General features: G+C 64.2%; 37 protein-coding genes. 9 read left to right on the top strand and 28 right to left on the bottom strand.

The window, feature by feature from the left end:
* The first annotated feature begins 343 nt into the window (after positions 1–343).
* On the top strand, positions 344–1,138 hold the full coding sequence (locus tag ASE31_RS19785) for a hypothetical protein (protein ID WP_235514681.1): 795 nt from the start codon (positions 344–346) through the stop codon (positions 1,136–1,138).
* 65 nt (positions 1,139–1,203) lie between these two features.
* On the opposite strand, the gene ASE31_RS19780 is transcribed toward ASE31_RS19785, so the two are convergent.
* The 9 genes from ASE31_RS19780 to ASE31_RS19740 form a co-directional block, all read right to left on the bottom strand.
* Positions 1,204–1,620 carry a F0F1 ATP synthase subunit epsilon gene (locus ASE31_RS19780; protein ID WP_057203545.1) on the bottom strand — a complete coding sequence of 139 codons (417 nt, stop codon included), beginning with the start codon at positions 1,618–1,620 and terminating at the stop codon, positions 1,204–1,206.
* 78 nt (positions 1,621–1,698) lie between these two features.
* Complete coding sequence (atpD, locus tag ASE31_RS19775) at positions 1,699–3,105, bottom strand: F0F1 ATP synthase subunit beta (protein ID WP_057203535.1); 1,407 nt, start codon at positions 3,103–3,105, stop codon at positions 1,699–1,701.
* A 33-nt stretch (positions 3,106–3,138) separates the two neighbouring features.
* Entirely contained in the window at positions 3,139–4,005 is an 867-nt protein-coding gene (atpG, locus tag ASE31_RS19770; protein WP_057203534.1) for a F0F1 ATP synthase subunit gamma, read from the bottom strand.
* An 18-nt stretch (positions 4,006–4,023) separates the two neighbouring features.
* Entirely contained in the window at positions 4,024–5,577 is a 1,554-nt protein-coding gene (gene atpA, locus ASE31_RS19765; RefSeq protein ID WP_057203533.1) for a F0F1 ATP synthase subunit alpha, read from the bottom strand.
* Positions 5,578–5,619: 42 nt separating this feature from the next.
* Positions 5,620–6,162 carry a F0F1 ATP synthase subunit delta gene (locus tag ASE31_RS19760; RefSeq protein WP_057203532.1) on the bottom strand — a complete coding sequence of 181 codons (543 nt, stop codon included), beginning with the start codon at positions 6,160–6,162 and terminating at the stop codon, positions 5,620–5,622.
* A gap of 10 nt (positions 6,163–6,172) precedes the next feature.
* On the bottom strand, positions 6,173–6,643 hold the full coding sequence (locus ASE31_RS19755; RefSeq protein WP_007847746.1) for a F0F1 ATP synthase subunit B: 471 nt from the start codon (positions 6,641–6,643) through the stop codon (positions 6,173–6,175).
* Positions 6,644–6,677: 34 nt separating this feature from the next.
* Positions 6,678–6,947, bottom strand: a complete 270-nt coding sequence (gene atpE, locus ASE31_RS19750) for a F0F1 ATP synthase subunit C (RefSeq protein WP_007847749.1) — start codon at positions 6,945–6,947, stop codon at positions 6,678–6,680.
* 59 nt (positions 6,948–7,006) lie between these two features.
* The gene (atpB, locus tag ASE31_RS19745) at positions 7,007–7,885 is read right to left on the bottom strand and encodes a F0F1 ATP synthase subunit A (RefSeq protein ID WP_057203531.1); all 879 of its coding nucleotides are present in this window, start codon (positions 7,883–7,885) and stop codon (positions 7,007–7,009) included.
* A gap of 19 nt (positions 7,886–7,904) precedes the next feature.
* Positions 7,905–8,378 carry an ATP synthase subunit I gene (locus ASE31_RS19740; protein WP_057203530.1) on the bottom strand — a complete coding sequence of 158 codons (474 nt, stop codon included), beginning with the start codon at positions 8,376–8,378 and terminating at the stop codon, positions 7,905–7,907.
* 274 nt (positions 8,379–8,652) lie between these two features.
* Between ASE31_RS19740 and ASE31_RS19735 the strand changes: the two genes are divergently transcribed.
* The 5 genes from ASE31_RS19735 to ASE31_RS19715 all read left to right on the top strand — a co-directional run bounded on the left by ASE31_RS19735 (position 8,653) and on the right by ASE31_RS19715 (position 12,303).
* Complete coding sequence (locus tag ASE31_RS19735; RefSeq protein ID WP_057203544.1) at positions 8,653–8,973, top strand: YbeD family protein; 321 nt, start codon at positions 8,653–8,655, stop codon at positions 8,971–8,973.
* Positions 8,974–9,034: 61 nt separating this feature from the next.
* Positions 9,035–9,673, top strand: coding sequence for a lipoyl(octanoyl) transferase LipB (gene lipB / locus ASE31_RS19730; protein WP_369819474.1), 639 nt, complete (start codon positions 9,035–9,037; stop codon positions 9,671–9,673).
* Positions 9,674–9,687: 14 nt separating this feature from the next.
* Entirely contained in the window at positions 9,688–10,668 is a 981-nt protein-coding gene (lipA, locus tag ASE31_RS19725) for a lipoyl synthase (RefSeq protein WP_057203528.1), read from the top strand.
* 30 nt (positions 10,669–10,698) lie between these two features.
* Entirely contained in the window at positions 10,699–11,403 is a 705-nt protein-coding gene (locus tag ASE31_RS19720) for an AraC family transcriptional regulator (RefSeq protein WP_057203527.1), read from the top strand.
* Positions 11,404–11,469: 66 nt separating this feature from the next.
* Entirely contained in the window at positions 11,470–12,303 is an 834-nt protein-coding gene (locus ASE31_RS19715) for a DMT family transporter (RefSeq protein ID WP_057203526.1), read from the top strand.
* Here the strand turns inward: ASE31_RS19715 and ASE31_RS19710 are convergent.
* Genes ASE31_RS19710 through ASE31_RS19685 form a run of 6 tightly spaced genes read right to left on the bottom strand, consistent with a single transcriptional unit; the run spans position 12,269 to position 17,871 of the window.
* The gene (locus tag ASE31_RS19710) at positions 12,269–13,546 is read right to left on the bottom strand and encodes an MFS transporter (RefSeq protein WP_057203525.1); all 1,278 of its coding nucleotides are present in this window, start codon (positions 13,544–13,546) and stop codon (positions 12,269–12,271) included. The two genes, ASE31_RS19715 and ASE31_RS19710, sit on opposite strands and share 35 nt — an antisense overlap.
* A 53-nt stretch (positions 13,547–13,599) precedes the next feature.
* A complete protein-coding gene (gene ptsP, locus ASE31_RS19705; protein ID WP_057203524.1) occupies positions 13,600–15,357 on the bottom strand; it encodes a phosphoenolpyruvate--protein phosphotransferase in 1,758 nt (585 codons plus the stop codon).
* A gap of 52 nt (positions 15,358–15,409) precedes the next feature.
* Positions 15,410–15,679: an HPr family phosphocarrier protein gene (locus ASE31_RS19700; protein WP_057203523.1), complete on the bottom strand. Its 270-nt coding sequence runs from the start codon at positions 15,677–15,679 to the stop codon at positions 15,410–15,412.
* Positions 15,648–16,097, bottom strand: coding sequence for a PTS sugar transporter subunit IIA (locus tag ASE31_RS19695; protein WP_057203522.1), 450 nt, complete (start codon positions 16,095–16,097; stop codon positions 15,648–15,650). Before ASE31_RS19695 ends, ASE31_RS19700 begins: the two co-directional genes overlap by 32 nt.
* On the bottom strand, positions 16,094–17,344 hold the full coding sequence (locus ASE31_RS19690; RefSeq protein ID WP_057203521.1) for an MFS transporter: 1,251 nt from the start codon (positions 17,342–17,344) through the stop codon (positions 16,094–16,096). The genes ASE31_RS19695 and ASE31_RS19690 overlap by 4 nt, the downstream gene beginning before the upstream one ends.
* A complete protein-coding gene (locus tag ASE31_RS19685) occupies positions 17,341–17,871 on the bottom strand; it encodes a hypothetical protein (protein ID WP_057203520.1) in 531 nt (176 codons plus the stop codon). The genes ASE31_RS19690 and ASE31_RS19685 overlap by 4 nt, the downstream gene beginning before the upstream one ends.
* A 173-nt stretch (positions 17,872–18,044) precedes the next feature.
* Here ASE31_RS19685 and ASE31_RS19680 point away from each other — a divergent pair, with 173 nt between their 5' ends.
* On the top strand, positions 18,045–18,548 hold the full coding sequence (locus ASE31_RS19680) for a TlpA disulfide reductase family protein (RefSeq protein ID WP_057203519.1): 504 nt from the start codon (positions 18,045–18,047) through the stop codon (positions 18,546–18,548).
* A 78-nt stretch (positions 18,549–18,626) separates the two neighbouring features.
* Here the strand turns inward: ASE31_RS19680 and ASE31_RS19675 are convergent, their stop codons facing one another.
* A complete protein-coding gene (locus ASE31_RS19675; protein ID WP_057203518.1) occupies positions 18,627–19,082 on the bottom strand; it encodes a cytochrome c in 456 nt (151 codons plus the stop codon).
* A gap of 167 nt (positions 19,083–19,249) precedes the next feature.
* On the opposite strand from ASE31_RS19675, the gene ASE31_RS19670 reads away from it, so the two are divergent.
* Both ASE31_RS19670 and ASE31_RS19665 read left to right on the top strand, forming a co-directional pair.
* Positions 19,250–19,918, top strand: coding sequence for a cytochrome b/b6 domain-containing protein (locus ASE31_RS19670; protein ID WP_057203517.1), 669 nt, complete (start codon positions 19,250–19,252; stop codon positions 19,916–19,918).
* Between the two features lie 47 nt (positions 19,919–19,965).
* Positions 19,966–20,457, top strand: a complete 492-nt coding sequence (locus tag ASE31_RS19665) for a GNAT family N-acetyltransferase (protein ID WP_057203516.1) — start codon at positions 19,966–19,968, stop codon at positions 20,455–20,457.
* Positions 20,458–20,505: 48 nt separating this feature from the next.
* Here ASE31_RS19665 and ASE31_RS19660 read toward each other — a convergent pair whose 3' ends face one another.
* The 12 genes from ASE31_RS19660 to rpsJ form a co-directional block, all read right to left on the bottom strand.
* A complete protein-coding gene (locus ASE31_RS19660; protein ID WP_057203515.1) occupies positions 20,506–21,012 on the bottom strand; it encodes a peroxiredoxin in 507 nt (168 codons plus the stop codon).
* 133 nt (positions 21,013–21,145) lie between these two features.
* Positions 21,146–21,415: a 30S ribosomal protein S17 gene (gene rpsQ / locus ASE31_RS19655; RefSeq protein WP_007847796.1), complete on the bottom strand. Its 270-nt coding sequence runs from the start codon at positions 21,413–21,415 to the stop codon at positions 21,146–21,148.
* A 9-nt stretch (positions 21,416–21,424) separates the two neighbouring features.
* Positions 21,425–21,619: a 50S ribosomal protein L29 gene (gene rpmC / locus ASE31_RS19650; protein ID WP_057203514.1), complete on the bottom strand. Its 195-nt coding sequence runs from the start codon at positions 21,617–21,619 to the stop codon at positions 21,425–21,427.
* A 16-nt stretch (positions 21,620–21,635) separates the two neighbouring features.
* Positions 21,636–22,052, bottom strand: coding sequence for a 50S ribosomal protein L16 (gene rplP, locus ASE31_RS19645; protein WP_007847799.1), 417 nt, complete (start codon positions 22,050–22,052; stop codon positions 21,636–21,638).
* A gap of 2 nt (positions 22,053–22,054) precedes the next feature.
* Complete coding sequence (gene rpsC, locus ASE31_RS19640; protein WP_057203513.1) at positions 22,055–22,939, bottom strand: 30S ribosomal protein S3; 885 nt, start codon at positions 22,937–22,939, stop codon at positions 22,055–22,057.
* A 14-nt stretch (positions 22,940–22,953) separates the two neighbouring features.
* On the bottom strand, positions 22,954–23,286 hold the full coding sequence (gene rplV / locus ASE31_RS19635; protein ID WP_007847806.1) for a 50S ribosomal protein L22: 333 nt from the start codon (positions 23,284–23,286) through the stop codon (positions 22,954–22,956).
* A 9-nt stretch (positions 23,287–23,295) separates the two neighbouring features.
* Positions 23,296–23,571, bottom strand: a complete 276-nt coding sequence (rpsS, locus tag ASE31_RS19630; protein ID WP_027997031.1) for a 30S ribosomal protein S19 — start codon at positions 23,569–23,571, stop codon at positions 23,296–23,298.
* A 10-nt stretch (positions 23,572–23,581) separates the two neighbouring features.
* The gene (gene rplB / locus ASE31_RS19625) at positions 23,582–24,406 is read right to left on the bottom strand and encodes a 50S ribosomal protein L2 (RefSeq protein ID WP_007847814.1); all 825 of its coding nucleotides are present in this window, start codon (positions 24,404–24,406) and stop codon (positions 23,582–23,584) included.
* Between the two features lie 2 nt (positions 24,407–24,408).
* Positions 24,409–24,723: a 50S ribosomal protein L23 gene (rplW, locus tag ASE31_RS19620; RefSeq protein WP_010467173.1), complete on the bottom strand. Its 315-nt coding sequence runs from the start codon at positions 24,721–24,723 to the stop codon at positions 24,409–24,411.
* Positions 24,720–25,340, bottom strand: a complete 621-nt coding sequence (rplD, locus tag ASE31_RS19615) for a 50S ribosomal protein L4 (protein WP_057203512.1) — start codon at positions 25,338–25,340, stop codon at positions 24,720–24,722. Before rplD ends, rplW begins: the two co-directional genes overlap by 4 nt.
* A complete protein-coding gene (gene rplC, locus ASE31_RS19610) occupies positions 25,340–26,014 on the bottom strand; it encodes a 50S ribosomal protein L3 (RefSeq protein ID WP_057203511.1) in 675 nt (224 codons plus the stop codon). Before rplC ends, rplD begins: the two co-directional genes overlap by 1 nt.
* Before the next feature lie 211 nt (positions 26,015–26,225).
* Positions 26,226–26,537, bottom strand: a complete 312-nt coding sequence (rpsJ, locus tag ASE31_RS19605) for a 30S ribosomal protein S10 (RefSeq protein WP_005796953.1) — start codon at positions 26,535–26,537, stop codon at positions 26,226–26,228.
* Positions 26,538–26,628: the final 91 nt, after the last annotated feature.

Raw genomic sequence — 26,628 nt, 5'->3', positions numbered from 1 at the left:
ACCCGCTGGTTCGCGTGTGGTGACCTACAAGTCGACGGCTGACCGTGCTGCGGTGCGTGCCGCTGCTGCCGAAGCTGTTCGCACCGGCCAGATCCCCTCGGGCGAAATCAGCGCCCTGTAATTTGCAAGGCAACGGGCTGCAGACCGCACTGCAGCCACCCTGCACAAGCCGAGACCTCGCAAGAGGCCTCGGCTTTTTTCATGGGCAATCGCACAGGCAGCCGTAGGTGAAGGCTCACCCTGTGCCAGGCACCCCCTCAGCGGCGGCCCGGTCACAATGCACAGGCCAGCCGCAACTGCACCCATGCCCTTGACGCCAGCCTACCGATCCATCGACCACATCATGCTGCGCCTGACCAACGCAGAGCCATTGTTCGACCTGTTCAGCCGCGTGTTCGGTTTGCCCGTGGCTTGGCCCCTGCAGCACGCCGCTTTCGCGACCTACGGCTGGGTGCATGCGGGCAGCACGGACCTCGAATTCTGGGCCGCAACCTCCAATGCCGATCTTCCCGAGCATTCACAGCCACCGCTCATCCACGGCTTCGCGCTGGAGCCCGCCCTGCCCTTGCCACAAGCGCTGGAGCACACAGCTGCTGCAGGCATCGCCAGCAAGCCCGCCCGTACCTTCCAGTCTCCCAACACACAAGGCGAAGTGGTCACAAACTTCACCAATGCCGTCGTGCTCGATGTATCCGAGCCGAGCTGCTGCATTTTCTTCTGTGAGTGGAATCCTCGCGCGGCCATCTATCCCTGGGACGAAGCAGCCACACCGGTACAACGCCGCGGACGGCACCGGCAGGCGCTGCAGGAAGCCCATGGGGGCCCGCTCGGACTCATCGGGCTACAGTCGATACGCATGGGCACGCCCGATCTGGGCATGCATCGAAAGCACTGGCAGCGTCTCAGTGGCTCGCCCTCTGGGCAACCGATCATGCTTGCGCCGGGGATCTCGCTGGAACTGGTTCCCGCCGGACAGTTGCGGATCGAGTCACTCACGTTCAGCGTGCACTCACTGGCCACGGCACGCATGTTCCTGGCAAGCCGCCAACTGCTGCAGGATGACAATTGGGACACACTGTGGATAGCATGCGAGGGCCTGCGCATCGGCCTCGTTGAAAGCACGGGCGCGCAGGCATAAAAAAACCCGGCGGGGCCGGGTTTTTTGAACAGATCCGCAAGGATCTGGGGGCTTGCTTGTCTTATTTACTTCTTCTGGCGAAACTTGCGCAGCGCGGCGATCTGGGCGGCCATGACGGCCAGCTCGGACTGTGCCCGGGCCAGGTCGATCTCGCTCTTGGCATTCTTGAGCGCTTCTTCGGCCGATGCCTTGGCAGCATTGGCCTTCTCGTCGTCCAGGTCCTTGCCGCGGATGGCGGTGTCGGACAGCACGGTCACGCGGTTGGGCTGCACTTCCAGAATGCCACCGGCCACGAACACGAATTCTTCGCGGCCGTCGGCCATTTCGATGCGCACCGAGCCCGGCTTGATGCGCGTGATCAGCGGGGTGTGGCGGGGAAAGATGCCCAGTTCGCCAGACTCGCCCGGCAGCGCGACAAAGCGTGCTTCACCGGAGAAGATCGACTCTTCGGCACTGACCACATCAACATGGATGGTGTTCATCATTGCTCCTAGGAAAAGAGGGGTTGCTTGATTGCTCGTGAAGGCCGGGCAGCGCGGAGCTGCTCAGCCGCCAGGCAATCAGGCCACCTTCTTGGCCTTTTCGAAGGCTTCGTCGATGGTACCAACCATGTAGAACGCCTGTTCCGGCAGGTGGTCGCACTCGCCGCTGACGATCATCTTGAAACCACGGATGGTTTCCGACAGGGGAACGTACTTGCCTGGCGAGCCCGTGAACACTTCGGCCACGTGGAAAGGCTGCGACAGGAAACGCTGGATCTTGCGCGCGCGGGCCACGGCCAGCTTGTCGTCAGGAGCCAGTTCGTCCATGCCCAGAATGGCGATGATGTCGCGCAGTTCCTTGTAGCGCTGCAGCGTGCCTTGCACCGCGCGGGCCGTGGCGTAGTGGTCTTCGCCCACGACGTTCGGGTCCAGCTGGCGGCTGGTCGAATCCAGCGGGTCCACGGCAGGGTAGATACCCAGCGAGGCGATGTCACGCGACAGCACCACGGTGGAGTCCAAGTGGGCAAAGGTCGTGGCAGGCGAAGGATCGGTCAAGTCATCGGCTGGCACGTAAACGGCCTGGATGGAGGTGATCGAACCGACCTTGGTCGAGGTGATGCGCTCTTGCAGGCGGCCCATTTCTTCGGCCAGCGTAGGCTGGTAGCCCACGGCGGAAGGCATGCGGCCCAGCAGAGCGGACACTTCGGTACCGGCCAGCGTGTAGCGGTAGATGTTGTCCACGAAGAACAGCACGTCACGGCCTTCGTCACGGAAGGACTCGGCGATGGTCAGGCCGGTCAGCGCCACGCGCAGACGGTTGCCTGGGGGCTCGTTCATCTGACCGTACACCATGGCAACCTTGGACTCTTCGAGCTTCTCCAGGTTCACCACGCCGGAATCGGCCATTTCATGGTAGAAGTCGTTCCCTTCGCGGGTACGCTCGCCCACACCAGCGAACACCGACAGACCCGAGTGGGCCTTGGCGATGTTGTTGATGAGTTCCATCATGTTCACGGTCTTGCCCACGCCGGCGCCACCGAACAGACCCACCTTGCCGCCCTTGGCGAACGGGCACACCAGGTCGATCACCTTGATGCCGGTTTCCAGCAGCTCTTGCGATGGCGACAGTTCGTCGTACGCAGGGGCCTTGCGGTGGATGGATGCCGTCAGTTCCTGGCTCACGGGACCACGTTCGTCGATGGGCGCACCCAGCACGTCCATGATGCGGCCCAGCGTCGCCTTGCCCACGGGCACGGTGATGGCGTTGCCGGTGTTGGTCACCATGATGCCGCGGCGCAGGCCGTCGGACGAACCCAGCGCAATGGTACGCACCACGCCGTCGCCCAGCTGCTGCTGCACTTCCAGCGTCAGGGTGGAACCTTCGAGCTTCAGAGCGTCGTAAATCTTGGGCATCTGGTCGCGTGGGAACTCAACGTCCACCACCGCGCCGATACATTGAACAATCTTGCCTTGCACTTGAGCCATTTTTCGCTCCAATTTAGATGTTGGTTGAGCTGCTTACACAGCAGCGGCGCCAGCCACGATTTCCGAAAGTTCTTTCGTGATCGCTGCCTGGCGCGTCTTGTTGTAGACCAGCTTCAACTCGCCAATGACGCTGCCGGCGTTGTCGGTGGCGGCCTTCATGGCCACCATGCGTGCCGACTGCTCGGACGCCATGTTTTCCGCAACCGCCTGGTAGATCAGGGACTCGACATAGCGGACCAGCAGATCGTCGATCACGGTCTGTGCATCGGGCTCGTAGATGTAGTCCCAGCCATGTTCGGTCTTCTCGGCCTGCATCTGCTCGGACGACAGGGGGAGCAGCTGCTCCACCACCGATTCCTGCTTCATGGTGTTGATGAACTTGGTGTAGCTCAGGTACACCGCGTTGATCTTGCCTTCTGCATAGGCGTCGAGCAGCACCTTCACGGGGCCGATCAGCTTGTCCAGGTGGGGCTTGTCGCCCAGGCCCGTCACGTGCGAAACCACCTTGGCACCGACACGGTTCAGGAAACCCAGGCCCTTGTTGCCGATGGCAACCGCCTCGGTGGACACGCCAGCGCCCTGCAGCTCACGCAGCTTGGCCGTCACGATGCGCAGCACGTTGGTGTTCATGCCACCGCACAGGCCCTTGTCGGTCGTCACCACGATCACGCCGGCGACCTTGGCATCGTTCACTTTCATGAACGGGTGCACGTACTCTGGATTGGCGTGGCCGAGATTGGCTGCAATGTTGCGGATCTTCTCGCTGTAAGGGCGGGCAGCCCGCATCCGTTCCTGCGCCTTGCGCATTTTGGATGCAGCCACCATCTCCATGGCTTTGGTGATCTTCTTGGTGTTTTCCACCGATTTGATCTTGCCGCGTATTTCCTTGCCTGCTGCCATGATGGCTCCTCGTCCGGTTTAAGCGAACGACTTCTTGAACGCGGCGACGGCAGCGGTCAATTCGGCTTCAGCGTCCTTGTCCATGGCCTTGGCCTGTTCCAGCTTGGCCAGCAGTGCGGCGTGGCTGGTCTTCAGGAACTGGTGCAGGCCGTGTTCGAAGTCGAGAACCTTCTTGACGTCGATGTCGTCCATGAAGCCCTTGTTCACAGCGAACAGCGTGGCACCCATCAGCGAGATGGGCAGGGGGCTGTACTGTGCCTGCTTGAGCAGTTCGGTCACGCGGGCACCGCGGTCCAGCTGCTTGCGGGTGGCTTCGTCCAGGTCGGAAGCGAACTGCGCGAACGCAGCCAGCTCACGGTACTGGGCCAGGTCGGTACGGATACCGCCGGACAGGTTCTTCACCAGCTTGGTCTGGGCAGCACCACCGACGCGCGACACCGAGATACCGGCGTTGATGGCGGGGCGGATACCGGCGTTGAACAGGCTGGTTTCCAGGAAGATCTGGCCGTCCGTGATCGAGATCACGTTGGTAGGAACGAAGGCGGACACGTCGCCGGCTTGCGTTTCGATGATGGGCAGTGCCGTCAGCGAACCGGTCTTGCCCTTGACTTCACCCTTGGTGAAGGCTTCGACGTAGTCGGCATTCACGCGGGCTGCGCGCTCGAGCAGGCGGCTGTGGAGATAGAACACGTCGCCGGGGTAGGCTTCGCGGCCTGGTGGGCGGCGCAGCAGCAGCGAAACCTGGCGGTAGGCCACGGCCTGCTTGGACAGGTCGTCATAAACGATCAAAGCGTCCTGGCCGCGGTCGCGGAAGTACTCGCCCATCGTGCAGCCCGAGTAGGCCGACACGTACTGCATGGCTGCCGACTCGGAGGCCGATGCGGCCACCACGATCGTGTAGTCCATGGCACCGGCTTGTTCCAGCGCGCGCACCACGTTCTTGATCGACGAAGCCTTCTGGCCGATGGCGACGTAGATGCAGCTGACGCCCTGGCCCTTCTGGGCGATGATGGCGTCGATGGCGACAGCGGTCTTGCCGGTCTGGCGGTCACCGATGATCAGCTCGCGCTGGCCACGGCCCACAGGCACCATGGAGTCGATGGACTTCAGGCCGGTCTGCAGGGGCTGGTCCACCGATTTACGGGCGATAACGCCCGGAGCGACCTTTTCGATCACGTCGGTGAGCTTGGCGTTGATGGGGCCCTTGCCGTCGATGGGCTGGCCCAGGGCGTTCACCACGCGGCCAATCAGCTCGGGGCCGACCGGCACTTCCAGAATGCGGCCCGTGCACTTGACGGTGTCGCCTTCGGAGATATGTTCGTACTCACCCAGAATCACGGCGCCGACGGAGTCGCGCTCGAGGTTCAGGGCCAGGCCGTAGGAGGGCTGGCCGTCCTTGGTGGCAGGGAACTCGAGCATTTCACCGGCCATCACGTCCGACAGGCCGTGCACGCGCACGATACCGTCAGACACGGACACCACGGTACCCTGGTTGCGGATATCGCTGCTGGCGGCCAGACCTTCGATGCGGCTCTTGATGAGTTCAGAAATTTCTGCGGGATTGAGTTGCATGACTCTTTCCTTCTTTCTTTGGTTCGCTGTCCTCGCCGCGCGTTACGCGGTGAGGGCCGCTTTCATTTGTTCAAGACGGGCCTTGACCGAAGTGTCCAGCACCTCGTCACCCACCACTACGCGAATGCCACCGATCAGGGACGCATCCAGCTGAACGGTGAGGTTGAGCTTGCGGCCAAAGCGCTTTTCCAGCGCCGAGCAGACCTCAGCCAGTGCAGCGGCATCCATCGGAAAGGCGCTGTGCACCACGGCGTCCGAAGAGCCGCTGCGGCGATTCACGAGGGCACGAAACTGCGCAGCGACTTCCGGCAGCGCCTGCAGGCGCCCGTTGTCGATGACCGTGCGCAGGAAGTTCTTGGCCGTATCGGACAGCGCCGAACGCGCAACACCCGTGACGACGGCAAACACCTGGTCTGCCGTCACCTTGGGGCTGTCTGCCAGCTGGCGCAACTGGGGGTTGGCGGCAATCGCCGCCAGTTCATCGACCCAGTCAGCGGTGCTGGCCAGGTCCATGCCCGCACCCGCAGTAGCGGCCTTGAACAGGGCTTCGGCGTAAGGGCGGGCAATGGTGGCGAGTTCAGCCATGTGTGTCCCCTTACAGCTCGGTCTTCAGGCGGTTGAGCAGGTCGGCGTGAACGCCGGCATTGACTTCCTTGCGGAGAATCTGCTCAGCACCCTTGACGGCCAGCGCAGCGACCTGCTCACGCAGGGCTTCGCGGGCTTGCACCGTTTGCTGTTCGGCTTCGGCACGGGCGGAGGCAACGATCTTGTTGCCCTCTTCCGTGGCGCGTGCCTTGGCTTCTTCGATGATGGCCTGGGCACGTCGGTCGGCGTCCGCAAGACGCGAGGCCGTTTCGTTGCGTGCCTGTGACAGTTCCTTCTCGACGCGCTGGTTGGCAGCGGTCAGTTCGGACTTGGCACGGTCGGCAGCAGCGAGGCCTTCGGCGATTTTCTGGGCTCGTTCATCCAACGCCTTCGCGATCGGGGGCCACACGAATTTCATCGTGAACCACACCAGGATCAGGAAGACGATGGCCTGAATGAACAGGGTCGCGTTGATACTCACGGCAACACCTTTCTAGAGTGGCGTTGGGTGGGAATTACTTGGGCAGGTTGGCCAAGAACGTGGAAGCGAAGGGGTTGGCGAAAGCGAACAGCAGGGCGATGGCCACGCCGATCAGGAAAGCCGCATCGATCAGACCGGCCAAGATGAACATCTTGGTTTGCAGTTCGTTGATCAGCTCAGGCTGACGGGCCGACGATTCGAGGAACTTGCCACCCATCAGTGCGATACCGATGGAAGCGCCGATAGCGCCGAGGCCAACGATCAGACCACAAGCCAGAGCGACGAGACCGAGAATGTTTTCCATGATGACTCCTGAGTTAAAAAAAGAAAGGTTGAAAAGGAAAGAGAAACGAAAGGGAACCGTTAGTGCGCGTTGTGCGCCTGACCGAGGTAGATCAGCGCAAGCATCATGAAGATGAAGGCTTGCAGCGAGATCACCAGAATGTGGAACAGCGTCCAGATGGTGCCAGCAATGATGTGGCCCACAGGCAGCAGCACACCCGACAGCGACAGTGCAGCCGCACCACCCATCAGGGCGATGAGCATGAACACCAGTTCGCCGGCGTACATGTTGCCGAACAACCGCATGCCATGCGAGACGGTGTTGGCGACATATTCAATGACCTGCATCAGCAGGTTGATCACGCCCAGGATCAGGGCGAAGATGGGATTCTTGCTGGTGCCGAACGGGGCCGACACGAGTTCGTGCGCCCAGCCGCCAGCGCCCTTGATCTTCACGCTGTACCAGAAGCGCAGAATCAGGATGGCGAATGCCAGGCCCAGGGTGGTGGACAGGTCGGCCGTGGGCACGACGCGCAGGTAGGCATGGTGCGGATCGTGGCCGGCAGCACCGTAGATCTGGGCCCAGATGGCGGGCAGCAGGTCCACCGGCAGCATGTCCATGAAGTTCATCATGAAGATCCAGACGAACACCGTCAGACCCAGGGGAGCGATGAACTTGCGGCTCTCGGCGTTGTGGATGTTGGCCTTGGCCTGGTTGTCCACCATCTCGACCAGCATTTCCACCGCCGCCTGGAAGCGGCCGGGCACGCCGGAGGTTGCCTTACGGGCAGCTGACCACAGGATCAAAAGCGTGAGGGCACCCAGAACCAAACCCACGATGATCGAGTCATAGTTGATGACCGTGAAGTCAACAATCTTGGTCTGGTTGACGTTTTGAAGATGCTGCAGGTGGTGAACGATGTATTCACTTGCAGTCGGAGCGTGCGCTTCTGCGGCCATCGGACAACTCTTCTCTATATCAATCGGTTTTTCGGACACCAGGCCGCACCAGAAGCGCGACCCAATACGTTTTCATCGTGACCACCATGCCCGCCAGCAAGGCAAGCCAGACCAACCCCGGCACAGCCCAGGGGGCCACAGCCAGCAGCGCGACGGTGAACACGATCTTGGCTATCTCCCAGCCAAAGAACCCCGCCATGGAGGCGCCTGCATTTCCAGACGCCATCTGGCGCGACATACCGCGGGCGAACAATGCGGCCGGAGCCACCACTGCAAGCGCGCCGTAGGCGGCAGACCAGCCCACTTCGGCCCTGCCCGTCAGCCCCCAGGCCACCAGGGCCACGAGCACGCCGACAAGCGCCTGACCCGCCACCACCTTCCACATCGAGACGGGAGGGTTGCGGCTGCGCCACTGGTCCGCTTCCTGCGCGGACAAGGGCTTGAAGTCAGAATCTTCAGCCTCAGTTTCTGTCTCAGGGGCGATTGTTTTCATTGTTGGTAACGCCCATGTTACAGACTGCAAATTTCACAAAGCCTCTAATTATAAGTAAAAACCCGTGGCGAACGACAAAGACCTGCAATCAGGGTCTGAAAGGGGGGTGCGCGCCAGCACCTCTGTGGTGACCCACCAACGCCCGCCATGGTGCGGCAGCCCCGGTTATGCACCAAAAAGGCGCGCAGCTGTATGACACATCCACGCCGACCCGAAGGGCTTGCCGCACAATGGCCCCGCCTGCACCGCCACCGAAAAATCGAAGCTCCTGCATATGACGTCCTCTCCTTTGCCACCGAACCTCACCATCCTCGACTCGGCCGCTGCGGATGCCCGCAAGGACTCGCTGATCGAGTACCCTTCGCAGTTTCCGATCAAGGTCATGGGGGCCAAGGTGGACGGCTTCGTGCACGCGGTCACCGAACTGGCCCGCCAGTACGATCCGACTTTCGACCCCGCCACCATTGAACTGCGCGACAGCAGCAAGGGCAATTACCTCGGGGTTACTGTCACCATCACGGCCACCAGCCGCGAGCAGCTCGACGACCTGTACCGCGCGCTGTCATCGCACCCCCTGGTCAAGGTCGTGCTGTAAGGCCGTGACCATCGATCTGCGCACGCTCGGGCGGGTGGACTATGCCGCCACGGTGCAGGCCATGCAGGCCTACACGGCCACACGCACGGCCGACACGCCCGATGCCCTGTGGCTGTGCGAGCACGACGCGCTCTACACGCAAGGCCTGGCCGGCAAGAGTGACCACCTGCTGAATCCCGGCGCCATTCCGGTGGTGCCCACCAACCGGGGTGGCCAGGTCACCTTCCACGGGCCGGGCCAGGTGGTGGCCTACCCGCTCATCGACCTGCAGCGCGCGGGCTACTACGTCAAGGAATATGTTTACCGGCTGGAAGAAGCGCTGATCCGCACGCTGGCGCACTTCGGCGTCACCGGCCACCGCGTGGCCGGCGCGCCCGGCATCTACGTGCGCCTGGATGACCCGCACAGCCACGCCCTGCTGCCCCAGCGCCCGCAAAAACGCGAAGGCCAGGCGGCACCCGAACCCAACTTCGAGGGCCTCGGGAAGATCGCCGCTTTAGGCATCAAGGTCAGCCGCCACAGCACCTACCACGGCGCCGCGCTGAACGTGGCGATGGACCTGGAACCCTTCGGCCGCATCAACCCTTGCGGCTACGCGGGACTGCGAACCGTGGACCTTTCTACAATCGGGGTCCAAACCACCTGGGAAGAAGCCGCGCAGGTGCTGGGCCAGCAGCTCGGCATCCGCCTGTCTCCCTGAACCGCCTACAAGCCATGAGCACCACCGACGTCGTCCGCGAAGCGCAGTCCACCGAAGCCTACAACCCGCTGGCCAAGCAGAAGGCTGCGGCCAAGCTGTCGCGCATTCCGATCAAGGTGGAACAGGGCGAAGTGCTCAAGAAGCCCGACTGGATCCGCGTGAAGGCCGGCTCGCCCACCACGCGCTTCTACGAGATCAAGGACATCCTGCGCCAGAACAATCTGCACACGGTGTGCGAAGAGGCCTCCTGCCCGAACATCGGCGAGTGCTTCGGCAAGGGCACAGCCACGTTCATGATCATGGGCGACAAGTGCACCCGCCGCTGCCCCTTCTGCGACGTGGGCCACGGCCGCCCCGACCCGCTGGACAAGGACGAGCCGCTGAACCTGGCCAAGACCATCGCGCAGCTGCGCCTGAAGTACGTGGTGATCACCAGCGTCGACCGAGACGATCTGCGCGATGGCGGCAGCGGCCACTTCGTGGAATGCATCCAGAACATCCGCGAGCTCTCGCCACTCACCCAGATCGAGATCCTGGTGCCCGACTTCCGCGGCCGCGATGACCGTGCGCTTGAGATCCTGAAGGCCGCGCCGCCCGACGTGATGAACCACAACCTGGAAACCGCGCCGCGCCTGTACAAGGAAGCGCGCCCGGGCTCCGACTACCAGTTCAGCCTGAACCTGCTCAAGAAGTTCAAGGCCCTGCACCCCAAGGTGCCGACCAAGAGCGGCATCATGGTGGGCCTGGGCGAGACGGACGAAGAGATCCTGCAGGTGATGCGTGACATGCGCGCGCACGACATCGACATGCTGACCATCGGCCAGTACCTGTCGCCCAGCAGCAGCCACCTGCCCGTGCGCCGCTATGTGCACCCCGACACCTTCAAGATGTTCGAGCAAGAGGCCTACAAGATGGGCTTCAGCCACGCCGCCGTGGGCGCCATGGTGCGCAGCAGCTACCACGCCGACCAGCAGGCGCACGCCGCCGGCGTGTAAGCACTGCCGCAGAGCCAACGCGCACACGCCATGGACACCGCCGGCTCGCTCTCGCTGCGCCGGTACGGCGCCTCCCCCGGCAGCCACAGCCATGGACATTTCCAGGTGCTGCTGGGCCTGGCCGGTGCGCTCGACCTGGAGGTCGACGGACGCGGCATGCGCGTGGCCAGCGGCGGCGGCTGCGTCATCGCGCCAGGTGCACACCACGATTTCGAAGCCAGCGGCGGCAGCCTGTGCCTGGTGCTGGACAGCAGCGACCTGGGCTGGACACACTGCACCGCCCCCACGCTGCGGACGGCTCCACCGCCCCCGGCACTGACCCTGGCCCGCTACCTCGCCAGCGCCCTGCAGCAAGGCCGCCCCCTGGCCCGGGCCCACGGCCCCGCCCTGCTGCTGGAGGCCTGGCTGCCCTCCTCCCGGACACCGGCCCCAGCGGAAGATGCCCGTGCACGCCGCCGTGCCATCGACTGGCCGGCGTTGCGCCAATGGGCCGCCCGGCATTGGCACCGGTCGCTGTCGGTGGCAGACATGGCGCAGCAGGTGCACCTGAGCCCCAGCCAGTTCGCGGCGCGTTGCCGCGAGGAGCAAGGCCAGGGTGCGATGGCCTGGCTGCGCAGCCAGCGGCTCGAGCATGCCCAGCTGCTGCGCGCAGGCGGCATGGCCGTGGCCGAGGTGGCGCGCCGCACGGGCTACCGCTCGCCGTCGGCCCTGACGGCGGCGCTGCGCCGGGGCTGATGCCGGACCGCAGGGCCGCGACGATGCTCCGTCGTTGCGCGATGCCCAGCGCGCTTACAGTGCCGCATGCAAGCCAACTTCTATGCCCTGGGCGCCATCGCGCTGTGGGCCTCCCTCGCCTCGCTGGGCATTTCGCTCTCCCATGTGCCGCCGTTCCTGCTGACGGGCATTGCCCTCATCATCGGCAGCATTCCTGCCTGGCCCTTCGTGCTGCGCGACCCGTCGCAGTGGCGAATTCCGCTGCGCACGCTGGCGCTGGGGGTGTATGGCCTCTTCGCCTACCACTTCCTGCTGTTCATCGCGCTGCGCAACGCACCGCCGGTGGAGGCCAACCTGGTCAACTACCTGTGGCCGCTGTTCATCGTGGTGCTGTCGCCCGTGGTGCTGCCGGGCATCCGGCTGCGCTGGCCGCATGTGCTGGCGGCACTGCTGGGCTTTGGCGGCGCGGCCATCGCCATCCTGGGCGGGCGCGAACTCAGCGGCACCCTGGCCTGGGGCTATGTGCCGGCCTTCGCTGCGGCGCTGATCTGGGCCACCTATTCGCTGATGACCAAGCGCGTGGCGGCCTTTCCGACCACGGCCATCGGCCTGTTCGGCCTGGTCTCGGGTGCGCTGTCGCTGCTGTGCCACGTGGCGCTGGAGCCTGCAGCCACCCTCGTGCCGCGCGACTGGATGCTGCTGGCCGTGATGGGCCTGGGGCCGCTCGGTGCCTCGTTCTTCCTGTGGGACAAGGCGCTCAAGCTCGGCGATGCGCGGCACATCGGCATCCTGAGCTACATCACGCCGCTGGCCTCGACCGCCCTGCTGATCGTGGTGAGCGGCCGTGCGTTCAGCGGGAGCATCGCGCTGGCCACGGCCTTGATCATCAGTGCGGCCATCCTGGGCGTACGGGCGAAGTAGAGGCGTCCCTGCGCACCCTGCGCAATCGCAGGAAGAGCCAGCCGGTGATGCAGAGGTTCAGCAGGTTCCAGCCGATGCCGTTGAGGAAGGCGGCGTGGTAGCTGCCGGTGACGTCGAAGATAAAGCCCGACAGCCAGCCGCCCAGGGCCATGCCCACGAGCGTGGCCATGATGACGGCGCCGACCCGCACGCTCGCCTGTGCGGGCGCGAAGTGCTCGCGCACGATGATGGCGTAGGTCGGCACGATGCCGCCCTGGAACAGGCCGAACAGCGCGGAGATCACGTACAGCGGCACCAGGCCGTCATAGGGCAAAAATAGCAGCAGGGCGATGCCCTGCAGCGCAGACCCCAGCAGCAAGGTGCGGATGCCACCGATGCGGTCGCAGATCAGCCCGAAGACCAGCCGGCTCACGATGCCGCAGGCCAGCATGAGCGACAGCATCTGCGCACCCTGGGCGGCGCCGAAGCCCAGGTCGGTGCAATAGGCCACGATGTGGACCTGTGGCATGGCCATGGCGACGCAGCACGCCACACCGGCCACGCACAGCAGCGCCATCGCGGCGCCAGGCGGCAGGCCGAAGGGACGCGTGTGGTCCACAGCGGCAGCCTGGGCTCCATCCGCCACGGCCTGGATGGCCGGCGGGCGCTGGCGCATGCGCAGCGACAGCGCGAGCATGCCCAGGCCGCAGACGACCCCCAGTGCCATGTAGGTCGGCCTCCAGCCGACGGTGTCGACACCGTACTGCACGATGGGCGGCCAGACCGCGCCCGCCACATAGTTGCCGCTGGCGCACACCGCCACCGCAATGCCGCGCCGCCGGTTCCACCACAGCGCCGTGTCGGCCAGCAGGGGGGCAAAGGTGGCCGAGCTGCCGATGAAGCCCATCACCGCGTGCGCCAGGCCGAAGGCCCATATGCTGCCGGAAAAGGCCGCGCCCACAAAGCCGCCGAGCACGGCCAGCGCGCCCAGCCAAAGCACGGGCGTGAGGCCATGGCGGTCCGCCAGCCTGCCCGTGAGCAGCCCGCCCAGGCCCAGGCAGACCATCATCAAGGTGTAGGGCAGCGACGCGCTGGCACGGCCAACGCCGAACTCGCTTTGCACGGCCGGGAGCACGACCGACACGACATACATGCTGCTGTTGCCCAGCACCACCAGGCCCAGGGTGACCAGCAGGCGCTGCAAGGCCTGGCGCGAGTCGATGAGGGACGCGTCTGCGGGGGCTGCTACCGGGGTATGGGCCAAATCGACCTCCAGCGCTTTTCCAGCGAGCGCTGGTAGCTATTGATTCAAGAGTTCTAGGATGCCAGCAAGGCCGCAGGCTCTTCGCCGTCGAGCACCTGCAGCGCCCAGGGTACGAGCTTGCGCGTGTCGGCGCGCAGGATCTCCTGCTTGACGGCCAGGATCTGCGCGGGGTGCATGGAGAAGCTGCGCAGGCCCAGGCCCAGCAGCAGGCGTGTCATGGTCACGTCGCCGGCAGTCTCGCCGCAGACGCAGACGCTCTTGCCCTGGCGCTCGCCTTCGGCGATCACGTCGGCCACCAGGCGCAGCACGGCCGGGTGCACCGGGTCGTACAGGTGGGCCACCGCCTCGTCGGCCCGGTCGATGGCCAGGGTGTACTGGATCAGGTCATTGGTGCCGATGGACAGAAAATCGAAGTAGCGCAGGAAGGTGCGCACCATCAGCGCCGCCGCCGGCACCTCGATCATGGCGCCCAGCTGGATCGGGCCGTAGGGCTCGCCCCGGGCGTCGAGCTCGGCGCGCGCCAGCTCCACCTGGGCCAGGGTCTGGTGGATTTCGTTGGTGTGCGCCAGCATGGGGAACAGCAGGTTCACCTTGCCATGCGCCGCCGCACGCAGCACGGCGCGCAGCTGGGTGCGGAACATGGCCGGGTCGGCCAGGCTCCAGCGGATGGCGCGCAAGCCCAGTGCGGGGTTCAGGTGCGTGTCCTTGTGGACCTTGTTGTCCAGTGGCTTGTCGGCCCCCACGTCGATGGTGCGGATGGTGACCGGCAGGCCCTGCATGCCGTCCAGGGCCTCGCGGTAGGCGCGGTACTGCTCGTCCTCGCCCGGGAGGTTGCCGGTGCGCCCCATGAACAGGAATTCACTGCGGAACAGGCCCACACCCACGGCGCCGGCGCGCACCGCACCCACGGCATCGCCGGGCTGCTCGATGTTGGCCAGCAGTTCGATGCGGTGGCCGTCGATGGTGACGGCCGGCGTGTGCCGCAGGCGCGACAGGCGCTCGCGTTCGAGCTCGGTCTGGCGTTGGCGAAAGCCGTATTCGGCCAGGATGATGGGCGAGGGGTCGACGATGATCACGCCGGCATCGCCGTCGATGATGACCCAGTCGTCCTGGCGCACCAGTTGACTGGCCGCGCGCGCGCCGACCACGGCGGGAATGTCCATGCTGCGCGCGACGATGGCGGTGTGCGAGGTCTTGCCGCCCACGTCGGTCACGAAGCCGGCGAACACGCTCTGCTTGAACTGCAGCATGTCGGCTGGCGACAGGTCGTGCGCCACCAGCACCAGGGGTACGTCCACCGTGTCGTCGAGCAGCAGGTCCTGCTGGGTCTTGCGCCGCGGACTGCTGGCGGGTGGCGCCACGGGGCTGGCCACGCCCTTCATGTAGCGCAGGATGCGCTCGACCACCTGCTCCAGGTCGGCCTTGCGCTCGCGCAGGTACTCGTCCTCCATCTCGTCAAACTGGCGCGCAATCACTTCGAGCTGGGTGGTGAGCGCCCACTCTGCGTTGTACAGGCGTTCGGTGATCCAGTGCTTGACGCCACCGGTGAGGGCTTCGTCCTGCAACAGCATCAGGTGCACGTCGAGCAGCGCGGTGAGTTCGTGCGGGGCGTCGGCGGGCATGTCGGTCTGCAGGCGCTGCAGTTCCTCCACCACCGCATTGCGGCCCTGGCGCACACGCTCGATCTCGGCCGGTATCTGCTCGGGCTGTATGAAGTAGTGGGCCACGTCCACGCGGCTCGAGGCCACGAGCACGGCACGGCCGATGGCAATGCCGCGTGCCACCGCCAGACCGTGAACGGCAAAGGTCATCGCAATTCCCTTTCTTCAGCCACCGTGGATACGCGCGCTGCAGCCATGGCGTTTACTCGCCTTCGCCAAATTTGTCGGCGATCAGCGCCAGCAGGGCGTCCATGGCCTCCTGCTCGCGCTCGCCATTCGTCTCCACCTCGACCTCGCTGCCCAGGCCGGCGGCCAGCATCATGACCCCCATGATGCTCTTGGCATTGATGCGACGGTCGCCACGGCTCATGAAAACGTCGCAGGGGAAGCTGCCGGCCAGCTTGGTGAGCTTGGCCGAGGCGCGGGCGTGCAGGCCCAGTTTATTGCTGATGGTCGTACGAGTCTTGATCATGTCGGTTGCGTCGGGACTGGTTCTGCGGCGCTGCAATGGCCACCTGCATCACCCCTTGCGTGCCGCCCACCACCGCGCGGGTGACGACCGAATCAAGGGGCTCTGCACGGTAGCTCACGGCACGCAGCAGCATCGGAAGATTGACCCCTGTGACCAGGCGCGAGCGGACACCGTCCACCAGGCGCTGCGCCACGTTGCAGGGGGTGGCGCCGAACACGTCGGTCAGCACCAGGGTGGAGTCGGGCCCCAATTGCTCCAGCAGGATACGCGCCTGGGCCAGGGACTCCTCGGGCCGCTCATTGGGCTGCACATCGAGTGCGGCCACGCTGTCGCCACAGTCGGCAAACACGTGCAGCACGCATTCGCGCAGGGCATGGGCCAAAGGGGCGTGGGCGATGATCAGGATGCTGGTGCTCATGGGACAGAGGTTTGAAGCGCATTATGGCGCTGCCCCCGCAGGGCGAACCAGAGGTAGGACCCCGTGTTGCACACCAGGAACACCCCCATGGCCGCCTGGAACGAGGCCGTCGTGGACAGGCCGGCGGCGGCAAATGCATCCACCGCCAGGCCAATGCCCCACTGCACCACGAACACGCCGGCAAAGATCACCAGGTTGAAGGCCGACAGCGCACGCCCCGCCAGGGCCTGCGGAAAGGCCATGCCCACTGCCGGTTGCGAGAGCGAAACGAAGGTGCACGACACGCAGAACAGTGCCCACGCCGCGCCCCCCGCCGCAGGCCCGGCGACGATGATGGCCAGCAGGATGAGAAGCGACAGCGGCAGGCCCGCGAGGATGAGTCGGTCGGCCCCGAGGCCGTGGCGCAGCAGCCAGGGATTGACCATGCCCCAGGCCCAGAAGGTGCACAGCATGCAAAGGTTGATCCAGAAGAGGCCGGTGGCCGACTCGAGCGCGCTGTAGCCGGCCACCTGCTGCATCCAGGGGCCCGCCCACAGGGTCTGCATGGCCACCATGCCGCCGTAGACGAAGAAGCCCAGCGGGGCCATGCGCTGAAAGTACGGATGGCGCCAGACCATGGCGTAGCCCCCCGGCGCGGGTGAGGCACCGGCACCCGCAACCGGGGTGGCCGCATGCCAGCGCGGCACCCACAGCGCAATGCCCACCATGGCCACGCCGATCAGCACGGCCAACCCCCAGAACAGCGGGCGCCAGCCCACCAGCGGCACGGCCCACTGCACCGGCAGGGTGGAGGCCACCATGCCCAGCGAGCCCGTCATCAGCATCCAGGAGTTGGCGCGCATCTGCGCCGTGGCATCGAACCAGCGGCGGTAGCCGGTAAGCGGCGCCATCAGGCAGGCGCTCACGCCCGCGCCGCACAGCACGCGCCCCGCCAGCAGGCCCGAGAACCCCGTGGCCATCGAGAACACCAGGCAGCCGGCGACAGCCACGCCCAGAAATCCGAGCAGCACCTTTTGCGGGCCATGCCGGTCCAGCCAGGTACCGAGCGGCAACTGCGTGGCAGAAAAGCCCAGAAAGTAGCCGCCCGCCAGCAGGCCCAGGTCGCTGGCGTGCAGGGTGAACTCCTGCGACAGCGTGGGCGCGAGGGTGGCCGTGACGGCGCGCAGCAGGGCCGAAAGGAAGTAGGCGAACGCGAAGGCCAGGAAGACGATGACGGCCGCGCGCCGTGGCAGCACACCGGCGCTCATGGCAACACCAGCCCGCTAAAGAAGGTATCGGCCACCTCGGGGCGGGGCCTGGGTGTATAGACCACGGCGTGGTACAGCTGCATCTGCGGCCCCACGGTGCGGGCAAACCAGACCGCCTGCGCGGTGACGGCCTGCCCATCGGGCCCCTTCCCCTGGGCCACGGTGCGCACCGATTGGGGCAGCGGCAGGGCATTGCGGGGCACAAACGGCACCTCGTGGGCCTGCGCGCCACCCAGGCGCGCCAGCACGGCCGCGCGCCAGTGGGCCAGCGCCACGCCGGTCTGCGCCGGGTCGGCCAGCGTGGCATGGGACACGGCAAAGGTCGCGCCATCAGCCTCGCAGCCGACCATGGACAGGTCGACCGGCGTGCCCGCCAGCTCCACCTTGCGCGTGGCATGGTCGGGCTTGCAGGGCAGTGTGATGGTGAGGGCGGCTTCGGGCAGGGCCACGCTGCGCCAGTTGAGTGCCGGGCTGCATGCGGCCAGTCCCAGGAGGGCGCTGGCGGCGCCGGTCAATGTCCAGTTCATGGGCCCATTATCGGCAGTGGCCGGATATTTCGTGCGCGGAGCCCGGGAAGGGAGAACTTTTGCACCGCCCCACACTCCATCACCGCAGTGGACAGGCCAGCCGGCAGGCGGCAGCTTTGTCCGGCACAATACCGTGCGGGTTGGAGCCCGCACTTCCGGGATGGGATGACGCCATGGGTATCAAGCAGTGGGCAGCAGGTGCAGCGGTGGTGGCTTTTGCCGCCGTGGGCGCCTACGTGTTCCTGGACACGGGCCGCTCTGCGGCGCCCGAGTCCACTTTCGTGCTGCTCGATGGCTCGCGCCAGTCCACCGCCGACCTGCACGGCAAGGTGACGCTGGTGAATTTCTGGGCCACGAGCTGCACCACCTGCGTGGCCGAGATGCCCGAAATCATTGCCACCTACAAGAAATACCAGCCCAAGGGCTTCGAAACACTGGCCGTGGCCATGAGCTACGACCCGCCGAGCTACGTGGTGAACTTCGCCGAAACGCGCAAGCTGCCCTTCAAGGTGGCCATCGACAACACCGGCGCCGTGGCCAAGGCCTGGGGCGATGTGCGGCTCACGCCCTCGACCTTCATCGTCAACAAGCGCGGCGAGATCGTGAAGACCTATGTGGGCGCCCCCAACTTCCCGGAACTGCACCAGCTGATCGAGAAGCTGCTCGCCGAGACCTGAACGGGTCTCTCGCAAAGCAAAAAAGCCTCTTCTATCTGGAAGAGGCTTTTTGCTTTGGGGCCGCCGCAGCGGCCGGCTTCACTTGGCGCGGTAGTTGTCGTGGCAGGCCTTGCAGGAATTGGCGGCCGAGCCGAAGGCAGTCTTCAGGTTGTCCAGGTTGCCGGTCTTGGCGGCTGCGGCGAGCTTGACGGTCTCGGCTTCGAGCTTGTCGGAATGCTCCTTGAACTTGGCCTGCTGGGTCCAGATCTCGGGCAGCGCCTTGGTCGGTGCCCCCTTGTCGGTGCCGGCACCAAAGGCGGCCCAGGGCAGCTTGGCCATCTCGGCGACAACATCCGCATTTTCCTGCGCCGCCTTGGCGTCGAAGGGGATGCGGCCATTGGCCATGGCACCCAGGCGCCCGAAATGCTGGCCCATCACGAACAACGCGCTCTGGCGGTATTTGATGGCGTCTTCGGGTTTGGCAAACTGGGCAGATGCAGGAGCAGACAGGGTGACGACGGCCGCAGCAAAGGCGACTACAGCGAGGGTTTTCATCGGATGTTTCCTTTTATCGTGGGGAGCAAAAACCAACCAGCCGCCGCCAGTATGCCGCGTTGCGGCGGTTTTGGCATGCCCGATGGTGCGCGTTGGCGGCGCCGGCCATCTCGCGCACAATGCGGCCAACGACACCCCCACGACACGGCAAGCGCCGGACCACGACCATGACACACACCGTCCGCATCTGGGATCTGCCCACCCGCCTCTTCCACTGGGCCCTGGCCGCCAGCGTGATCGCCCTGGTGGTCACCGCGAAGGTGGGCGGCAATGCCATGGTCTGGCACCTGCGCCTGGGCTATGTGGTGCTGGCGCTGCTGGTCTTTCGCCTGGTATGGGGCCTGGTGGGCGGGCGCTGGTCGCGGTTTGGCGCCTTCCTGTACTCGCCGGCGCGCTTGGTGCGCTACCTGCGCGGCGCGGGCCACCCCGAGGACGGTGTGGGCCACAGCCCACTGGGCGCGCTCTCGGTATTCGCCCTGCTTGCCGTGCTGGTGGCACAAGTGGGCACCGGCCTGCTCAGCGACGATGAGATCGCCTTTTCAGGGCCGCTGACCCGCTTTGTCTCCAATGCGGTCGTGGGCCAGGCCACGGGTTACCACAAGGAGATCGGCCAGTACCTGGTGCTGGGCCTGGTGGCGTTGCATGTCCTGGCCATCGGTTTCTATGTGCTGGTGCGCAAGCACCGGCTGGTGGCGCCCATGCTGCATGGTGACAAGGAATTGCCCCAGCCCGTGGCGCCATCTCGCGACGACCTCGCCACCCGCGCCCTGGCCCTGGTCGCATTGGGTGTGGGCGCTGGAGTGGCCTGGTGGGTGTCCACCCTGAGCGCGTTCTGAGTGCGAGCCGCTACACTGCGGATTCCTGCATTTCCTGAATTCGCGCCTTGGACAAGCCTGCCGTCACCTTGCTGAACCCGTCGTCTGCCGCCGAGATGGAGACGGTCCGCGAGATTTTCCGGGAGTACGCCGCGACCCTGGGGGTGGACCTTGCGTTCCAGGACTTTGAGGCCGAGCTGGCCAGCCTGCCGGGCGATTACGCTGCCCCACGGGGGCACCTGCTGCTGGCCCAGGTGGATGGCGCCATCGCCGGTTGCTGCGCCCTGCGGCCGCTGGATGCGGCCGACTACCCCAATGCCAGCGAGATGAAGCGCCTGTACGTGCGCAAGGCCTTCCGCGGCTTCGGCCTGGGCCGCGAGCTGGCCGAAGCCATGCTTGACCAGGCGCGCCGCGCGGGCTACGCCTGCGTGCTGCTCGATACGCTCGACGACATGGAGTCGGCCCGTGCGCTCTACACGGACCTGGGGTTCGAGGAGATCCCGCCTTACTACCACAACCCCATTGCAGGGTCGCATTACCTCAAGGCTGATATCTCCTGAACGCCGCCGGCCCCGTCACAGCAGGTGCTGCCCAGGGCCGGGAGTCGATTACGCCTTGGCCTGGGCCAGGAGGGTGGCGGCGTCGCTGACTTCGAACTTGCCCGGGGCCTCGATGTTGAGCGTGACGACCTTGCCGTCGCGCACCAGCATCGAGTAGCGGTTGCTGCGCAGGCCCAGGCCCTTGCCGTTGAGGTCCAGCGTCAGGCCGGTGGCCTTGGCGAAGGTGGCGTCGCCGTCACCGAGCATGCGCACCTTGCCTTCGGTCTTCTGGTCGCGCGCCCAGGCGCCCATCACGAAGGCATCGTTCACGCTCACGCACCAGATCTCGTCCACGCCGGCGGCCTTGAACTCGTCCACCTTTTCCACATAGCCGGGCACGTGCTTGGCCGAGCAGGTGGGCGTGAAGGCGCCGGGCAGCGCGAACAGGGCAATGGTCTTGCCCGCCGTGGCCTTGTCCACCGGCACCGGGTTCGGGCCAATGGAGCAGCCTTCGCCCTCGACTTCCGAGTATTCCATCAGCGTGCTGGCTGGCAGGGTGTCACCGACTTTGATCATTGATCTCTCCTAGGGTTGTTGGGGTGGTATCCGCATGCCCGGGGCAGAGCGCACAAAACGCAGGCCCCAAAAGCAAAACGACCCACATTGTGGGTCGTTTTGGAGGGCAGTGCTGCCAACAAGCCGGGAGGGCTTAGAGCAGGCCGGCCTTTTGCACCAAGCGGGTGGCAACCCAGTTCTTGGTCTTGGAGAGCGGACGGCTCTCGGTGATTTCGATCACGTCGCCCAGCTTGTACTCGCCATTTTCATCATGGGCGTGGTACTTGCTCGACTTGCCCACGATCTTGCCGTAGAGCTCGTGCTTCACACGGCGCTCGATCAGCACGGTCACGGTCTTCTGGCGCTTGTCGCTGACCACCTTGCCAATCAAGGTGCGCTTGAGGGATTTTTTAGCTTCCGTCATGTCGGCTCCTTACTTGGCGGCTTGCTTTTCAGCAAGGATGGTTTTTGCACGGGCGATATCGCGGCGGGTGGTACGCAGCGTGTTGGTGTTGGCCAACTGCTGGGTAGCCTTCTGCATGCGCAGGCCGAAGTGGGCCTTCTGCAGAGCCTTGATTTCGCCTTCGATGCCGGCAACGTCTTTTTGGCGCAGTTCAGTAGTCTTCATTGCTTGTTCTCCTGAATTACGAGCCAATGTGGCGGCTGACGAACGTGGTGCGCAGCGGCAGCTTGGCCGCAGCCAGGCGGAACGCTTCACGGGCCAGTTCTTCGGGCACGCCGACGATCTCGAACACGATCTTGCCGGGCTGGATCTCGGCCACGTAGTACTCGGGGTTGCCCTTACCGTTACCCATACGCACTTCTGCGGGCTTGGTAGAGATTGGCTTGTCCGGGAACACGCGGATCCAGATGCGGCCACCACGCTTCACGTGGCGGGAGATTGCACGGCGTGCAGCCTCGATCTGGCGGGCCGTCAGGCGGCCACGGTCGGTGCACTTCAGACCGAAATCACCGAAAGCAACGGAAGCACCCCGCGTTGCGACACCGGTGTTACGGCCCTTTTGCTCCTTGCGGTATTTGCGGCGAGCAGGTTGCAGCATACTTATTCTCCTTTTCCGTCCGCTGCTGTAGCGGGCGCGGCGACTTTGCGTACGCGCTTAACGGCGGTGTTATCAGCGCCACCAGCTTCCACTGGCTTGTCGCTGCCGTCGGCCGGACCGGTGTTCACACCGGCTGGACGACGTGGGCCTCCACGGCCAGCACCTGGACGGTCGCCACCTGGGCGGCCATCACGGCGTGGACCGCGTGGGCGGCGTTCTTCGTCTGGACGTGGGGTTTCCACGGCAGGCAGGTCGTTGCGACCCAGCGTATCGCCCTTGTAGACCCAGACCTTGACGCCGATCACACCGTAGGTGGTCTTGGCTTCGGAGGTGCCGTAGTCGATGTCGGCGCGCAGCGTGTGAAGTGGCACGCGGCCTTCACGGTACCACTCGCAGCGGGCGATTTCGATACCGTTCAGACGGCCGGACGACATGATCTTGATGCCCTGGGCACCCAGACGCATGGCGTTCTGCATGGCGCGCTTCATGGCACGGCGGAACATGATCCGCTTTTCGAGCTGCTGCGTGATGCTGTCGGCGATCAGCTTGGCATCGATTTCGGGCTTGCGCACTTCTTCGATGTTCACTGCGACAGGCACGCCCAGGCGAAGAGCGAGTTCCTTCTTGAGGTTCTCGATGTCTTCACCCTTCTTGCCGATCACCACACCAGGACGAGCCGAGTAGATGGTGATGCGGGCGTTCTTGGCGGGGCGCTCGATCAGGATGCGCGACACGGCGGCGTTCTTGAGCTTGGCCTTCAGGTACTCGCGCACCTTGATGTCTTCGGCCAGCATGCCCGCGAAGTCGCGGTTGCTGGCGTACCAACGGCTGGACCAGTTGCGGCTGACCGCAAGGCGGAAGCCGGTAGGATGGATTTTTTGTCCCATAGTCTTCCGAGCCTTTAGTTGCCAACCGTCACGTACACATGGCACGTGGGCTTGCTGATGCGATTGCCGCGGCCTTTGGCGCGCGCGGTGAAGCGCTTGAGCGTGGTGCCTTGCTCGACGTAGATGGTCTTGACCTTCAGTTCGTCGATGTCAGCGCCGTCGTTGTGCTCAGCGTTGGCGATGGCGGATTCCAGAACCTTCTTGACGATTCCCGCAGCTTTTTTCTGCGTGAAGTTCAGGATGTTCAGAGCCTGGTCCACCTTCTTGCCGCGGATCAAGTCAGCGACCAGACGGCCCTTGTCGACCGACAGACGGACGCCCCGGAGGACTGCACGTGTTTCAGACATGGTCGTTCCTTATTTCTTGACTTTTTTGTCAGCGGGGTGACCCTTGAAGGTGCGCGTCAGGGCGAATTCGCCGAGCTTGTGGCCCACCATCTGGTCGGTAACGTAGACAGGTACGTGCTGCTTGCCGTTGTGAACGGCGATGGTCAGACCGATGAAATCGGGCAGAACCATGGAGCGACGCGACCAGGTCTTCACTGGCTTCTTATCCTTGGTGGCAACGGCCTTTTCGACCTTGGCCAGCAAGTGATGGTCAACAAATGGACCCTTTTTGAGAGAGCGAGTCATCTGTTACCCCTTACTTCTTGCGACGCGACACGATCATGATCTGTGTGCGCTTGTTGTTACGGGTGCGATAACCCTTGGTCAGATTGCCCCAAGGATCGACTGCATGGCGGCCTTCGCCGGTGCGGCCTTCGCCACCACCGTGAGGGTGATCCACTGGGTTCATGGCAACGCCGCGAACCGTAGGACGAATACCCATCCAGCGCTTCACACCGGCCTTGCCGAGTTGGCGCAGGCTGTGTTCTTCGTTGGCCACTTCGCCAATGGTGGCGCGGCATTCGATGTGGATCTTGCGCACTTCACCCGAGCGCATGCGCACTTGAGCGTAGGTACCTTCGCGGGCCAGCAGGGTTGCCGAAGCACCAGCCGAGCGGGCGATCTGAGCACCGGCACCGGGCTTGAGCTCGATGCAGTGGATGGTCGAACCCACGGGGATGTTGCGGATAGGCAGCGTGTTGCCAGCGCGGATCGGAGCTTCCGAACCGGACAGCAGGGTTGCGCCCACTTCCAGGTTGCGGGGAGCGATGATGTAGCGACGCTCGCCGTCGGCATAGCACACCAGAGCGATGTGGGCCGTACGGTTTGGATCGTACTCAATGCGCTCGACCTTGGCCGGAATGCCGTCCTTGTTGCGCTTGAAGTCCACCACACGGTAGTGGTGCTTGTGGCCACCGCCCTTGTGGCGGGTGGTGATGTGACCGTTGTTGTTACGGCCGGCCTTCTGGAACTGGGGTTCCAGCAGGGGGGCGTACGCTTCACCCTTGTACAGGTGGTCACGCGTGACCTTCACCACGGCACGTTGGCCGGGCGAAGTGGGTTTCATCTTGATGACAGCCATGATTACGCGGCCTCCCCGGAGAGGTTCAGCTCTTGACCTGGTTGCAGCGTGACATAAGCCTTGCGAACGTTGTCGCGGCGGCCGATGGTCTTGCCAAAACGCTTGGTCTTGCCTTTGGTGTTCACCACAGAAACGCCCTTGACCTCGACCTTGAACATCAATTCCACAGCGGCCTTGATTTCTGGCTTGGTTGCGTTCTGCAGCACCTTGAACGTCACAGCATTGGACTTCTCGGCAACCATGGTGGCCTTTTCGGACACGATGGGAGCGACCAGCACTTGCATCAGACGACCTTCGTCAAACTTGAGTGTGCTCATGCGAACATCTCCTTGAGTTTGTCGATTGCACCCTTGGTGACGAGCACTTTCTTGAAACGGACCAGCGACACGGGGTCGGCGTAACGGGGCTCGACGACGAGCACGTTCACCAGATTGCGCGAAGCCAGGTACAGGTTTTCGTCCACTTCCTCGGAGATCACCATCACCGATTGCAGGTTCATCGCCTTGAACTTGTCGGCCAGGACCTTGGTCTTGGGCGAGTCAAGCTTCAGCGAGTCGACCACCGCCAGACGGCCTTCGCGGGCCAGCTGCGAGAAAATCGCAGACATGCCGGCGCGGTACATCTTCTTGTTGATCTTTTGCGTGAAATTTTCGTCAGGCATGTTCGGGAAAATCCGACCGCCCCCGCGCCACAGTGGCGACGAGGTCATACCTGCACGTGCGTTACCCGTACCCTTTTGCTTGAAAGGCTTCTTGGTCGAGTGGCGGACTTGTTCACGGTCCTTCTGCGCACGGGTGCCCTGGCGGGCGTTGGCTTGGTAAGCCACGACGATCTGGTGCACCAGGTCTTCGTTGTATTCACGGCCGAACACGGTCTCAGGAACGTCCAGCTTGGACGCGCCCTGGCCTTGGTCATTCAGGAGTTCGAGCTGCATTAGTTCGCTCCTTTGGAGGCTTTGGCCTTGACCGCTGGACGCACCGTCACGAACCCACCCTTGGAGCCCGGAATAGCGCCCTTGATCAAGAGCAGTTGACGCGCTTCGTCGATGCGGATCACATCGAGGTTTTGCGTGGTCTTGGTGACATCGCCGAGGTGGCCCGTCATCCGCTTGCCAGGGAACACGCGGCCTGGATCCTGCGCCATACCAATGGAGCCGGGAACGTTGTGCGAACGGCTGTTACCGTGCGACGCGCGTTGCGACTTCATGTTGTGGCGCTTGATGGTGCCGGCGTAGCCTTTACCGATCGAGGTGCCTTGCACGTCGACCTTCTGGCCCACGGAAAACACGGACGTCACAACGACCGATGCGCCAGCTTGGTACTGGGCAGCGGTGTCGGCGGTCACGCGGAATTCCTGGATGATTTCACCGGCTTCCACACCTGCCTTGGCAAGGTGACCGGCTTCTGGCTTGGTCACGCGCGATGCTTTGCGCGAACCGAACGTGACCTGCAGGGCCACGTAGCCATCGTTCTCTTGGGTTTTGATCTGGGTTACGCGGTTGTTGGACACATCCACCACCGTGACAGGCACTGCGTCCCCGTCATCGGTGAACAGACGCATCATGCCCACCTTGCGACCCAGCAACCCGAGGGAGTTGCTCAGACTCATTTGTTTCTCCAAAACTTCCACCGCCGCAACTTCAATTGGCTGCGGCGTTGCACTCGCGTGCATGAAAGAGGGTTATTAAAACTTCGCCCCGCGTGCACCCAAGAGTGCACGCAAATAAAGCGAAGCCTTAAAGTATAACGCGAACTGCTTTTTCAAGCAAGTTCGCGTTGTTCGAGGCAATTCGAGGTGGCAAGCCACCTCGAAACAACCATTACTGCAGCTTGATTTCGACGTCCACGCCGGCAGGCAGGTCGAGCTTCATCAGGGCGTCAACCGTCTTGTCGGTAGGATCCACGATGTCCATCAGGCGCTGGTGCGTGCGGATTTCGAGCTGGTCGCGGCTGGTCTTGTTGACGTGCGGCGAGCGCAGGATGTCGAAACGCTTCATGCGCGTCGGCAGGGGCACGGGGCCCTTGACGATGGCGCCGGTGCGCTTGGCGGTGTCAACGATCTCGGCAGCGGACTGGTCGATCAGCTTGTAGTCAAACGCCTTCAGGCGGATGCGGATTTTTTGCTTGGACATGTCAAGTTCCTTGTTGTTCTACTGAGCGATTAGGCGATGATCTTGGCCACGACGCCGGCGCCGACGGTACGACCGCCTTCACGGATGGCGA

This window comes from Acidovorax sp. Root217, from assembly GCF_001428645.1.
GTDB lineage: Bacteria > Pseudomonadota > Gammaproteobacteria > Burkholderiales > Burkholderiaceae_C > Acidovorax.
This window is presented reverse-complemented; position numbering and strand designations above follow the sequence as displayed.